The organism is Commensalibacter oyaizuii (assembly GCF_029953265.1).
Taxonomy (GTDB): domain Bacteria; phylum Pseudomonadota; class Alphaproteobacteria; order Acetobacterales; family Acetobacteraceae; genus Commensalibacter; species Commensalibacter oyaizuii.
The window spans coordinates 1,692,977-1,706,625 of sequence record NZ_JASBAO010000001.1 but is presented as its reverse complement, the minus strand read 5'-3'; the positions used below and the strand labels follow the sequence as shown (position 1 = coordinate 1,706,625).

Sequence of the window (13,649 nt, the reverse complement as noted above, 5' to 3'; positions counted from 1 at the left end):
TGATCTACAAAAAGCTAAGTTGTTTTTTCACGCATGGATAAAACTGGCTTTTCTTTATGCGGGTCACAACTGACAGGTAACAACCATGCAAAAATTGCCGATATTGCCAATGCTACTGCTAGGCTGTAAACTCCGACATCTTGGTTATATAAAGAGATTAAAATACCGACCGCATAAGGGCCACAAAACCCGCCAATATTACTGATGGCATTAATGATTCCTCTGGCACCCCCAGCAATTTCAGCACTAAAAATATGGGAGGGAATAGTCCAAAAAATTCCAGCAGCAGCCTGTAAGAAAAAGCCACAACCAATCAATGCGATATAAGATAAAAAAACATCATTTTTTAAATAAACAGAAAGAAACATACAAATCGCAAATCCCATCAATGGAATATAAATAAAAACCCGACGTTTCCCGGTGCGATCTGATAAAAAAGAAAAAAGCAACATTCCAGCCATAGTACCAACGTAAGGTAATATTGCTAAAACACCGACTTTACCCATACTGGAATTTGTTAGTTCTTTTAAAATGGTAGGCAACCACAATGTATAACCATAAATCCCCGCCTGATAGAAAAAATTCAAAGCCGTTAAATGCCACATTGTTTTGTTATTGATAACACTCATCAAAGAAGACTTACGCCCAGATTGATCGGATGAAATTTCAGCTTGTTCTTTGCTTAAAGCGTCCAACAACCATTGTTTTTCTTTGTTGGAAATCCATTTGGCTTCTTGGGGGCGGTCACAGATGGTAAAATACCATACAGCCAATAAAACCAGACATAAAACCCCTTGCGTTACAAATAACCACCGCCATGAAGCAACAGATAGTAACCATCCGCAAATAGGAGCGCTGATCATTCCAGCAATCGGTACAAACATAATTACAACTGCGTTTGCCCGACCACGCTCTGAATCAGGGAACCAATTACTAATCATGGTTAATACAACGGGAAGCATGCCCCCCTCGGCAACCCCTAATAAAAAACGCAATCCCAGTAATTGATAGTAATTGGTAACTATACTGCTGAGGATGGAAATAATAATCCAGGCAACTAATGACCAACCAATGAATTTTTTACCGCTGCCATGAACAGCAATTTTGCCCCCTGGCACCTGTAAAAAAATATAACCGATAAAGAAAATACCCGATAGCATTCCCTCCATACTAACTGAAATCATTAATTCTTTACTCATTCCCCCTGGCATAGCAAAGGCGACGTTCAAGCGATCCATATAAGAAATAATACAAGTAATTAAGATGGGGGGTAAAATCCTTAGCCAACGCTGGCGTGGAATATTATTAATAGATAAACTGGTCATAATCATTCTCACTTTAAATGAGACAGACAATTCATATCTGTTATGAACGAACGCCAAAAAGATAGACTTTACACTTAAAGAATTGAATTTAGATCATTAATTCTCTCATAGCTTTTGCAAATCCTATTGTCTTTCTCAGCAAATTAATCTGGGTTGTAAAATGATAAAACACCTTTTATTGAATCGAGCTTACGGCGATTTTCACGACAACCTTACGAATGGCAGTCTCTGTATTTTTGCAACTGCAAGGGCGATGTACATCTTGTGGAAATAAAACGACATAACTACCTGGAAACATTTCTATGAAGGTTTCATGAGATACATTTTCATAAAAAGTAATATCTCGTTTTGGCATCATCGTTTCGAAAACTTTATTTTCACCCAAATCAGGTACGACCCCGATATATTCAGTGCCAAATACTAAATAGTGAATATCTAAATATTTTTCATGTATTTCTGGCTTGGAATCATTTATGTTACGCGTCGTTGTATCAATAACTTCGGCAAACATAATATCCCCGTCCAAAGGGATTTTTCCTGGCTGATATTGACTGAAATCGGTATTACGTAAAAAATCCAATCCTTTTTGTAATATGTGTGGCAAGGGAAAAGGATAATCACAAGAAATATGCCCAAAAATCATTATTTTATTCCCTATTTACAACGCTTTAATCGCATTCCAAACCGCATCGTCAACAGGGATACCGTTACGACGATTTTCCTCTTGCAATCTGGGGAATTTATGACCTGGCAAACGAATTTTCACATCAGGTTCTGAACGCTGAGCATCCGTTACATAATCCATAATTCGTCGTAATTTTTTTTCCTTGGTTTCTCCGTCAATCAATTTATCAACTTCAATCGCCATAAAAATTTGAGAGACGCCATATTCATCACGATTATCTTCGGTAACTTCAGCAACAGAAGATCCATTCGATAACAAGGTAGCAATCATATCCAAAACGACTGATAATCCTGATCCTTTCCAATATCCCATGGGTAAAACACGGCGATTTTTTTCAATAGTACCAGGATCACGTGTTGGATTTCCATTATCATCAAAACCACCATCAACAGGCAATTGACGCCCTGCCAAACGATTGACCTCTAACATGCCATAGGAAAACATGGACATGGACATATCAATCATGGTGATCGGATTACTGGGAATGGCAACAATTAATGGATTTGTTCCAATGCGACATTCTTTGGCCCCCCAAGGTGGCATAACAGCAATAGAATTAGTCCAACAAATACCAATATATCCTTTTTCAGCAGCCTGCCAACCGTAACTGCCCCCGCGCATCCAATGATTGGCATTTCGTAACGCAACAACGCCAATACCATGTAAGGAAGCAAGTTCAGTAGCACGATCCATCATTTTCGTGGCTGTTAAATTACCAATAGAACGATGCGCATCCCACTGTTCAATAGCGCCCAAAGACAGTATCTTTTCTGGCTGTGCATCTGGAATAATATCCCCAGCGTCCAGTTGCTTTATAAAACGAGGAAAGCGATTTACGCCATGTGAATAAACACCCGTTTCTGTGGTTTTAGCAAACATTTCTGCACAATCTGATGCTGTTTTAGGATCCATCTTACGGGATAATAAAACCCGTTCGAATTCATGTTTTAATTGTTCGAAAGTCATCCTCATTGCTTATCCTCCTCTCAATAGACGAATTTTTAATTTATATCGTTTCGTAATAAGCATTTCATAATATGAAATTAGATTCCATATTATGAAAATTCAAGTCACTTTGACGTGATTTTTTTTCTAAAATGCATTATGAAAGAATAAAAAGCAGGTACGAGGAATGAAAATGACCACAAAAAAAAAGGATACTACCCACGACAAGACCTTCCCCGCGGGTAGTCAAAGTCTATTTCGAGGGCTGCAAATTCTAGAAATTCTCAGCAACTATCCCAATGGTTGCCCTTTGGCGTATTTGTCAGAACAAGCTGAATTGAATAAAAGTACTGTGCATCGTCTATTACAAGGGCTACAATCTTGTGGATATGTGACCCCAGCCCCTACAGCAGGCAGTTATCGCTTGACTACAAAATTGGTGGCTATTGGACAAAAAACACTTTCCTCTTTGAATATTATCCATATTGCAGCCCCCCATCTGGCAGAATTAAATATTGTCACAAGGGAAACCATTAATTTCTCGATGCGGGAAAAGGACTATGCTGTTTTAATTTACAAGCTAGAACCCACCATGGGCATGCTACGGACCAGAGCATATATTGGTCAGCATCTGACACTGTACTGCTCTGCAATGGGAAAAATTTATTTAGCTTTTGGCCCGTCTGACTATGTCAAATCCTATTGGCAACAACACCAACATAAGATCCAAAAATTAACCCCTAATACCATCACAAACCTTGATAAAATGTATGAAGAGCTTGATCAAATTCGCCAACTAAAAATGGCAAGGGATCAAGAAGAAAATGAATTAGGAGTTTCTTGTATTGCCGTCCCTGTTTTCAACATTCAAAACAAAGTTTTATATTCTATTTCCATTTCTCTTTCCACTTCTCGCCTACGACAGATCGGTGAAAAATGGCTTTTAAATAAATTAAAGCACACTGCAGATATAATTTCCCAAGAACTGGGTTACAGTCCAAACCAACAATGACAAAATATCGTCTTCGAAATAATAATCAGGCTCATATAATTAACTTTTGATGAGGGAAAAACCTATATTACGATAGCAACATTATTCACATTATCGAGTAAAGCTATCAATTTACTTCATCATATTCCAAAATAATATTATCTTAAATCTATAAAAAGTTACGTTTCAATCGATATTAGACGAGGGATATACTAATGCCTTTATTAATTGTTGCTGTTGGTATTTTCCTTCTTCTGATTTTAATGATTCGCTGCAAGTTGAACGGGTTTATTGCACTTATATTAGTATCTTTATTCGTTGGAATATTAGAGGGTATGCCCATTACCAACGTTCTAACTTCTATTGAAATGGGTATTGGTAATACATTGGGGCAGCTGGCCCTTATTATTGGCTTTGGTGCCATATTAGGAAAGTTGTTATCAGATTGTGGAGGGGCACAACGAATTTCTACCACTCTGATTAATTTGTTTGGTCCCAAATATATCCAATGGGCTGTAGTTTTAACAGGGTTTACCTTGGGCTTTTCCCTGTTTTATGAGGTCGGTTTTGTCTTGCTCTTTCCTCTTGTTTGCACCATCGCCGTTACAGCTAGGGTTCCAATTTTATATCTTGGTACGCCTATGGCTGCTGCCTTATCTATTACTCATGGTTTTTTGCCCCCACACCCTGGGCCAACAGCACTTGCAACAATTTTTCATGCTGATATGGGGAAAACACTTTTATATGGAACTTTGCTAGGCATTCCAACGGTTATTTTAGCAGGACCTGTTTATGCGCATTTTCTTAAAAAAATTGATAAGCCTGTTCTTCAAAATTTATATAATTCCAAAAAATTTACTAATGACGAAATGCCAAGCTTTGCCGTCAGTGTATGGACTGCTTTAACCCCTGTTATATTAATGAGCTTACGCGCAATTACAGAAATGGTAGCTCCTAAAAACTATATTTTGCTACCCTATATTGAATTTTTAGGTAATCCAATTATTGCCACCCTAATTGCAGTATTGATTGCTATTTTTACCTTTGGTTTGAATCGTCATAAAACTATGGACGAGATTTCACAGACCATAACAGACGCGATCAAAGTTATTGCGATGATTTTACTTATTATTGGCGGGGGTGGAGCATTCAAGCAAATTTTGATAGACAGCCACGTTGATCACTATATCACCAATATTATTCATGAAAGCAACATGCCCCCTATTTTTACCGCGTGGTCCATTGCGGCACTATTACGTATTGCTTTGGGATCCGCAACCGTATCTGCGATCACAGCTGGGGGCATCGTTGCCCCTCTTATAACAACAATGGGGGCTAGTCCTGAATTAATGGTCATTGCTGTAGGATCAGGGAGTCTTATATTCTCTCATGTTAATGACCCTGGGTTTTGGCTTTTCAAAGAATATTTTAACTTGACCATCGCAGAAACCTTTTATTCATGGTCTATCATTGAAACCATTATCTCGGTCTGTGGTCTTATTGGATGCCTTATTTTGTCATCTTTATAAAGTAAATACCATCATTCTTAATCATTTATATAAAAAATATCTAAGGATTATCAAAAATTACGCATCAATCATTGCATATTAACCCCACCCACGATGCACGAAAACAAAAATCCAGTAAATTACACATCGTGGATTAGATATAAATTAATCAATAACGGTCTTATAATTTATTTATTCCTCGTCTTGAGGCTCTACCTTAGTAATACGTACTAGATCAATTCTGTGATCTTTTATTTCAACAATTTCAAATCTTAGGTTTTTAATCGTGATTACATCCCCCACCATTGCGATTTTCTTATGATGGGCAAATATAAAACCTGCCAAAGAAACATATTGTTCGTCATGATCAAAAAAAGCATCTTCATTGATCGTAATCATTACAGAATGGATATCAGCGGTTCCTTTGACCAACCAGCTGTTTTCTTCCCGAATAATTTTGGAAGTTTCATCTTCGTCAGGAAATTCACCTGCAATTGCTTCTAAAACATCTAGAGGAGTAACAATACCTTGCACGGTATCAAATTCATTTGTGATAACGATTAATCTGCCTTTTGATTTTTTTAAAATGGGCAATAAATTAATAACATCAATCATATCGGGAATGACAATTGGTGGGCTTTTTTCTGCAAAAGCAGCAACATCTTCATTATTATTTAAAACCATTAATAAATCTTTGGCACGAACCACCCCAATGACTCTATCCAACTCTCCTCTACACACTGGAAAAAGATTATGAGGAGTATTTAAAATTTGTTTTTTTATAGTATCGGGTGATTGCTCACAATCGACCCATGAGACTTCTAAACGGGGAGTCATAATACTGCGCAAAGAACGCGATGCCAATGTCAGCACGCCATTAATCATATATCGTTCTTCTTCTGCAAACCCTTCCTGATATACAACGCTATCATCCTGCAACGAGGCTTTATTTTGATGACCTTGACCAATTAATCGCATAATCGCTTCAGAAGCTCTCTCACGCATGGGGCGTCTGGACTGATGTTTAATAAAATTTCGTTGTGCCACTTGGTTAAAGAATTCAATAAGTAAAGAAAAGGCAATTGCAGCATACATATATCCCTTTGGAATATGAAATCCTATTCCCTCAGCAATCAAGCCAAATCCAATCATCATCAAGAAACTTAAACATAATACCACCACTGTTGGGTGGGCATTAACGAAATTTGTTAAATGTTTTGATGCCGCAATCATAATAATCATTGAAATAATGACCGCTGATATCATAATGGGCAAATCATTAACCATGCCCACAGCAGTAATGACAGAATCTAGTGAAAAAATAGCGTCTAAAATAACGATCTGAAAAATAACAATCCAAAATTTAGCGTATCCCTGATTGCCTTTTTCTTCCTCAGTTATTCCTTCTAAACGTTCATGTAATTCCACAGTTGCCTTAAATAAAAGGAAAAAACCTCCAACAATAAGAATTAAATCCCGAATAGATAAATGAAATGATCCATATTTTACTATGGGCGTTGTTAAAGTAACAATCCACGAAATAATAGACAATAATCCAAGACGGATTATCATCGCCAAAGTCAGCCCAACAATGCGTGCTTTATCCCTTTGTGCAGGGGGCAGTTTATCTGCAATAATGGCGATAAATACGAGGTTATCAATGCCAAGGACAATTTCTAAAATAATCAGGGTAATTAAACCAGCCCAAACTGAAAAATCTAACAAAAATTCCATGTATATTTCTCAAATAAAAAATTATTCGGCAAGTTTAGAAGAAACATAATAAAAAGTTAAATAAAAAATTAATTAATATCTATCTCAAAATACCAATAATTTATGCCTTTTTTTTGCCTAAAAAATTACCAATAAATTCAGATTATTGTAGCTAAATAATACAAAAAAAATTTGTATTTTTATATTTATCAATTAAAAAATACTTGACGATATTAGAAAAATTATGCCATTTAATAGTGGCAAACTATAACACTTTAGCTTTAGAAATTGATAGAATATAAATAATTGCATCTCTATTATTTTCTTTTTCAGGAATGTTCTAAATACAAAAAATACAATGATGAGTTCTCGTAAAAAGAATACTATTATTACTTGGTTAGTTCCCCATAACAAAGGGCATATATTATGATGCAAATTTGGAACTTTCTATTTAACTTAAATTGTCAAAGAAACTTCTCAATAATTGTCAAACTAAGATAATTGTTTTTTTTTTAAACGATAATCGTTGGTTGTATCCGAGCTAACTGTTTAAATGACTTAGGCCTAAAATAAAGGATAAGGAGTTATTTGTATAAATAACATAGATGCAAAACCTAATAAGCGTTTCTGTGTCAAAATGATTATTTCTAAATGCAATCAATCTACCTTTATTACATTTAGATATAAACATATTCTATTTAAAATTTCTGCTAGAGCGCTTTAAAAAAAATTCTTAAAAAAGTAAATATTTCAGTAAATTACTATTAACAACCATCATGATCATAATGACCTAAAGGATTTTTTATGAAACTTAGACGAAAAAAACATAAACCACTGCATATTAACGACATTACAATTGTTGATGACGATAAACTGAAAAAAGCGATTACCGCCGCAGCATTGGGTAATGCGATGGAATGGTTTGATTTTGGCGTTTATGGGTTCTTAGCCATTACTTTGGGAAAAATATTTTTCCCTGGCGCCAGTGCCAGCGTCCAAATTATAGCATCGCTAGCAACATTTGCTGTACCTTTTCTGGTCAGACCTTTGGGCGGTATTTTCTTTGGGATTTTAGGGGATAAATACGGCCGACAAAAAATACTATCAATAACAATCGTGATCATGTCTATTAGCACCTTTGCCATCGGATTAATCCCAGGATATGGCAGTATAGGCATACTCGCCCCAATCTTGTTATTAATTTGTAAGTTGGCGCAAGGTTTTTCCGTAGGTGGGGAATATTCGGGGGCGGCGATTTTTGTAGCAGAATATGCGCCCGACCGTAAACGTGGTTTTTTAGGCAGCTGGCTTGATTTTGGTTCGATTGCTGGTTTTGTTTTAGGGGCTGGTGTTGTTGTTACTATTTCAAGTATTATTGGAAACGAACAACTAGTTTCTTGGGGATGGAGGTTACCATTCTTTCTAGCATTACCCCTTGGGTTTATTGGTATTTATTTAAGAAACCAATTAGAAGAAACACCTGCTTTCCAAAAACATATTGAATCCATGGAAAGCGACAGCAAAAAAGAATTACAACAACCCCCTAAATTATCATTTAAGGAAGTCGCAACCAAATATTCCAAAAGTTTCATCATTTGTATTGGTCTGGTCCTAGCAATGAACATTACCTATTATGTTTTGCTGACCTATATGCCAAACTATTTGTCTGGGAGATTGGGGTATTCAGAAGATCATGGTTTGTTAATTATCATTGCAATCATGGCTGGGATGCTGTTTGTACAACCGTTTATCGGGTTAACTAGTGATAAGATCGGTAGACGCCCCTTTATTTTTGCAGGTAGCATTGGTCTGTTCTTTTTATCCTATCCAGCATTTTGGTTAATTCAAAGTGACACCGTGGGATTGATATTTGTTGGATTATTGATATTAACGGTCTCTTTAAACTGCTTTGTTGGGGTCACAGCATCTGTTTTACCAGCATTATTCCCAACACATGTGCGGTATAGTGCCCTTGCCATTTCTTTCAATGTTTCTATTATCATTGCAGGTTTTACCCCCGCATTTGTTGCATGGTTGGTCAGTGCCACAAACAATTCGTATATGCCAGCATATTATTTAATGATCGTTTCTCTTATAGGGTTGGCGACAGCCTTTTCCATGCCAGAAACTGCTAATAAGCCATTACGCGGTGCAACCCCGACCGCCTCTGATAAAGAAGAAGCCAAAGAAATACTTTCTCAACATTTCGAAACTATCGAACAAAAGGTCGAGAAAATTGACGAAACAATTGCAGAACTTGAAAGAAAACGTCAGACTTTAATTGATCAGCACCCTAAACTGGATTAATCAGATAAAAGATAAATATTAAAGTCTTTGATATTCATTGCTATCACTAAAAACTCTTGAATTAAATTCAGGAGTTTTTTTGTTACAAACTCCCAAAATATCAAATTAATTTATAAGTATTTATTAAATAAATACTTTCTTTAATCATCTATATATTACTATATTAATAAGTTGTTATCATTTTTTGAACAGACAAAGATGATAACAGCTTTATATTTTAAAAATTTATACCCTGCATCTGTAAGTTATTTCATAAAAATGACAATTTACGAGGTCATGAATACATAACTCTACAAATTATTGTAGGCACTCACGCAATAGTTGTATGCAAAATGTCCCCCAATATGACCTTTTCATAAAATAACAGAATTACACTTTCACTGGTATAAATTACCGTTAAGCTCCCAAATTTTATTTAAAACTTTTCCTTTTAACCATCATCATAGATCTTCCTTAAGTCAATCTCACACATAAAACATAAGGTTTTCGATAAATCAAAAACTATTTAGACCCTTTGAATGGTCTTTTACCTCTTATCGATAATTCAGTTCCAAATTTTTGTAGAGCTAAGAAATATCCTTAATGATTAAGTAACGTCTCGTCAGAAATAGTTCGAGTGTCAGGGCATAAAAATCAAGTTTAGCAAAAAAAAACGATATTTCATAGTAAATTATTGTAAATAATATGGTAAATATTACTTGAAAGTAGAAATATAAGATCTTACTATATAAATATAACAGGTATTAATAAGTAGAATTAATAGCAATGAAAAGAAATTTCATTGTTGAAAGTAAGTAAATGGCATTAATAGGTATAAAAAATACATTTTATACACTTATTTATATTTTATATAATAAGATTTATTTATATATTTATTTCAAATTAAACTCTTTTTCATTTCATTTGTTTCCTGACCAACATTCATATCTGAAATATAATTTTTGTTGCTGCCAACTATAAATAATACCCCATGACTTGCCCCTTGCAATTAAGGAGATAACCATGTCCAATTATATCGAACAACAATCCACAGCCTGGAAAGGTTTCAAAGGAGATCAGTGGCAAAAGGAAGTCGATGTTCGTGACTTTATTCAAGCAAACTATACCCCATATGAAGGGGACGAATCTTTTCTAGCCTCTGCTACAGATGCCACGACTAAGTTGTGGGCAGAAGTCATGGAAGGTATTAAAATTGAAAACGCAACTAAGGCACCTCTTGATTTTGATACAAGCATCATTTCAACCATCACCTCTCACGATGCAGGATATATTAATAAGGATCTTGAAACCATCGTTGGTTTGCAAACAGATAAACCTTTAAAACGTGCTATTATGCCTAATGGTGGCATAAAAATGATCTTGAATTCCTGCAAGGCTTATGATCGCACTTTAGATCCTGCTGTGACAGAAATATTCACCAAATATCGTAAAAGCCATAACCAAGGCGTATTTGATGTTTATACTCCTGAAATTATGGCCTGTCGTAAGTCAGGCGTCATTACTGGCCTGCCTGATGCTTATGGACGTGGCCGCATCATTGGCGATTATCGCCGTGTAGCCCTGTATGGTATTGATTTCTTAATGGCTGATAAGCGTAAGCAGTTTGACTCCTTACAACCAGACTTAGAAAGCGGTAAAAACTTAGAGGAAATCATTCGTTTACGCGAAGAAATTACCGAACAGTATAAAGCTTTAAATGATATGAAAACAATGGCAACCTCCTATGGTTACGACATATCAGGGCCTGCCACCAATGCCAAAGAAGCCATTCAGTGGACTTATTTTGCTTATCTTGCTGCGGTTAAATCTCAAAATGGTGCAGCAATGTCGTTGGGACGAACCTCAACATTCCTTGATATTTATATCCAACGCGACCTAGATAACGGCGTTATTACAGAAGAACAAGCCCAAGAATATATTGACCATTTTGTAATGAAATTACGTATGGTACGTTTCTTGCGCACCCCCGAATATGACGAACTATTTTCTGGGGATCCAATCTGGGCAACCGAATCTGTGGGGGGCATGGGACTTGATGGTCGCACATTGGTAACAAAAAACTCTTTTCGTTTCTTAAACACTCTATATACAATGGGACCATCTCCAGAGCCTAATATTACGATTTTATGGTCTGAAAAACTTCCAAAAAGCTTTAAAGAATTCACCAGTAAAGTTTCTATCGACACATCATCTTTACAATATGAAAATGACGACTTAATGCGTCCGGACTTTAACAGTGATGATTATGCTATTGCTTGCTGCGTCAGCCCAATGGTCATTGGTAAACAGATGCAATTCTTTGGTGCACGGGCTAATCTTGCCAAAACCTTACTTTATGTCATTAATGGTGGCATAGATGAAAAGTCCAAAGTTCAGGTTGGACCAAAAACTGCACCTATGATGGATGAAATCCTTGACTTTGATAAAGTCATGACAGGCATGGATCATTTCATGGATTGGCTAGCAAAACAATATATCACTGCCTTAAACTGTATCCATTATATGCACGACAAGTACAGCTATGAAGCTGCTTTGATGGCCTTACATGACCGTGATGTTGTGCGCACTATGGCTTGTGGTATTGCTGGACTTTCCGTTGCTGCAGATTCTTTATCAGCCATTAAACACGCCAAAGTACGTCCAATTCGTGATGAAAATGGGGTAGCTGTAGATTTCAAAATAGAGGGGGAATACCCACAATTTGGCAACAATGACCCACGCGTTGATGATATAGCCTGTGATCTTGTTGAACGCTTTATGAAAAAAATCAGCAAACTGCCTACATATCGCAACGCCCTGCCTACACAATCTGTTTTAACCATTACATCCAATGTTGTATACGGTAAAAAAACAGGAAGTACCCCCGATGGTCGTCGTGCTGGTGCACCTTTTGGGCCAGGTGCCAATCCAATGCACGGACGCGATAAGAAAGGTGCCGTTGCGTCATTGACCTCTGTTGCGAAACTGCCCTATGCTTATGCAAAAGATGGTATTTCTTATACATTTTCAATTATCCCCAACGCATTGGGTAAAGATGATTGCATGCGTAAGGCAAATCTAGCAGGTATGATGGACGGATATTTCCACCACAATGATAATCGCGAAGGTGGACAACATCTGAACGTTAATGTTTTTAATCGTGAAACGCTGGTTGATGCCCAACAACATCCCGAAAAATATCCAAGCCTAACCATCCGTGTTTCGGGATATGCTGTAAGATTTAACTCTTTAACTACAGAACAGCAAAACGATGTGATCAATCGTACCTTTACTGCGAATATGTAGTGATTTTCTCCTTTAGAAAGATCCTTATTTTGGGATCTTTCTTTTTTTAATGTTTAAATATCAGAAAGATTATATATGCCATCAAATTCTATCACTGGACGTATTCATTCAATCGAATCTTTTGGTACTGTTGATGGTTGTGGAATCCGATATATTGTCTTTTTTCAAGGATGTTTAATGCAGTGTTTATACTGCCACAATCCAGATTCTTGGGATATGAAAGCGGGAAGATTAGTTACCGTACCTGAATTAATGCAAGAAATTATTTCCTATAAACCCTTTTTACGTCCCAACGAAGGTGGGGTCACTGCATCAGGTGGAGAGGCCATTTTACAAGCTGAATTTGTCACAGAATGGTTTAAAGCCTGCCATCAAGAAGATTTAACAACCTGTCTAGACACAAATGGATATGTAAAAAGCTATACCTCTGAAATAGAAAAATTGGTTCAGGAAACCGATTTGGTAATGTTGGACTTGAAACAACTAAATAACGATGTTCATAAAGAACTCACTGGTATCTCTAATGAATATGCCATAGATTTTGCCAAATACTTACAAAAAAACAATAAACGCACCTGGATACGCTACGTTATTGTTCCTGGATGGACAGACGATATTCCATCAGCCCATTTATTAGGTCAATTCACACAATATATGGACAATATTGAGAAAATTGAACTCTTACCCTTTCATCAAATGGGGGAACATAAATGGCACGAATTGAAACGTGAATATAGATTAAGTGATGTAGCTCCCCCCTCAAGGGAGACAATGCAGAGGCTACAAAAAATCATCAGCAGCTATGGACACAAAGTTATCTATTAATTTTAGAAGACTTAAAATACAAAATAAAATAGTTGTTTATTAAAAATACTATAAAATATAGTTGC

At 36.3% G+C, this 13,649-nt stretch carries 9 protein-coding genes; 5 read left to right on the top strand and 4 right to left on the bottom strand.

Annotation, left to right across the window (positions count from 1 at the left end):
- Window positions 1–14 precede the first annotated feature (14 nt).
- The 3 genes from QJV27_RS07635 to yiaK all read right to left on the bottom strand — a co-directional run bounded on the left by QJV27_RS07635 (window position 15) and on the right by yiaK (window position 2,982).
- The gene (locus QJV27_RS07635; RefSeq protein WP_281448336.1) at window positions 15–1,325 is read right to left on the bottom strand and encodes an MFS transporter; all 1,311 of its coding nucleotides are present in this window, start codon (window positions 1,323–1,325) and stop codon (window positions 15–17) included.
- Between the two features lie 175 nt (window positions 1,326–1,500).
- Window positions 1,501–1,968, bottom strand: a complete 468-nt coding sequence (locus QJV27_RS07630) for a YhcH/YjgK/YiaL family protein (protein WP_281448335.1) — start codon at window positions 1,966–1,968, stop codon at window positions 1,501–1,503.
- Between the two features lie 15 nt (window positions 1,969–1,983).
- The gene (gene yiaK / locus QJV27_RS07625; RefSeq protein ID WP_281448334.1) at window positions 1,984–2,982 is read right to left on the bottom strand and encodes a 3-dehydro-L-gulonate 2-dehydrogenase; all 999 of its coding nucleotides are present in this window, start codon (window positions 2,980–2,982) and stop codon (window positions 1,984–1,986) included.
- Window positions 2,983–3,148: 166 nt separating this feature from the next.
- Between yiaK and QJV27_RS07620 the strand changes: the two genes are divergently transcribed.
- Window positions 3,149–3,967 carry an IclR family transcriptional regulator gene (locus tag QJV27_RS07620; RefSeq protein WP_281448333.1) on the top strand — a complete coding sequence of 273 codons (819 nt, stop codon included), beginning with the start codon at window positions 3,149–3,151 and terminating at the stop codon, window positions 3,965–3,967.
- 194 nt (window positions 3,968–4,161) lie between these two features.
- Window positions 4,162–5,475: a gluconate transporter gene (gene gntT, locus QJV27_RS07615; RefSeq protein ID WP_281448332.1), complete on the top strand. Its 1,314-nt coding sequence runs from the start codon at window positions 4,162–4,164 to the stop codon at window positions 5,473–5,475.
- A 171-nt stretch (window positions 5,476–5,646) separates the two neighbouring features.
- Here gntT and QJV27_RS07610 read toward each other — a convergent pair whose 3' ends face one another.
- Window positions 5,647–7,188 (bottom strand): TerC family protein, encoded by a 1,542-nt coding sequence (locus QJV27_RS07610; RefSeq protein WP_281448331.1) that lies wholly within the window; start codon window positions 7,186–7,188, stop codon window positions 5,647–5,649.
- Between the two features lie 783 nt (window positions 7,189–7,971).
- On the opposite strand from QJV27_RS07610, the gene proP reads away from it, so the two are divergent.
- From proP to pflA, 3 genes are all read left to right on the top strand, one after another.
- On the top strand, window positions 7,972–9,474 hold the full coding sequence (proP, locus tag QJV27_RS07605; protein ID WP_281448330.1) for a glycine betaine/L-proline transporter ProP: 1,503 nt from the start codon (window positions 7,972–7,974) through the stop codon (window positions 9,472–9,474).
- Window positions 9,475–10,476: 1,002 nt separating this feature from the next.
- Window positions 10,477–12,759, top strand: coding sequence for a formate C-acetyltransferase (gene pflB, locus QJV27_RS07600; RefSeq protein WP_281448329.1), 2,283 nt, complete (start codon window positions 10,477–10,479; stop codon window positions 12,757–12,759).
- A gap of 75 nt (window positions 12,760–12,834) precedes the next feature.
- A complete protein-coding gene (gene pflA, locus QJV27_RS07595) occupies window positions 12,835–13,584 on the top strand; it encodes a pyruvate formate lyase 1-activating protein (RefSeq protein ID WP_281448328.1) in 750 nt (249 codons plus the stop codon).
- Window positions 13,585–13,649: the final 65 nt, after the last annotated feature.

Bases quoted from the DNA above. Each gene is read 5' to 3' on its own strand.
- QJV27_RS07610 (WP_281448331.1), bottom strand. From the start codon at position 7,188: ATGGAATTTTTGTTAGATTTTTCAGTTTGGGCTGGTTTAATTACCCTG.
- gntT (WP_281448332.1), top strand. From the start codon at position 4,162: ATGCCTTTATTAATTGTTGCTGTTGGTATTTTCCTTCTTCTGATTTTA.
- proP (WP_281448330.1), top strand. From the start codon at position 7,972: ATGAAACTTAGACGAAAAAAACATAAACCACTGCATATTAACGACATT.
- yiaK (WP_281448334.1), bottom strand. From the start codon at position 2,982: ATGAGGATGACTTTCGAACAATTAAAACATGAATTCGAACGGGTTTTA.
- QJV27_RS07630 (WP_281448335.1), bottom strand. From the start codon at position 1,968: ATGATTTTTGGGCATATTTCTTGTGATTATCCTTTTCCCTTGCCACAC.
- QJV27_RS07635 (WP_281448336.1), bottom strand. From the start codon at position 1,325: ATGACCAGTTTATCTATTAATAATATTCCACGCCAGCGTTGGCTAAGG.
- pflB (WP_281448329.1), top strand. From the start codon at position 10,477: ATGTCCAATTATATCGAACAACAATCCACAGCCTGGAAAGGTTTCAAA.
- QJV27_RS07620 (WP_281448333.1), top strand. From the start codon at position 3,149: ATGACCACAAAAAAAAAGGATACTACCCACGACAAGACCTTCCCCGCG.
- pflA (WP_281448328.1), top strand. From the start codon at position 12,835: ATGCCATCAAATTCTATCACTGGACGTATTCATTCAATCGAATCTTTT.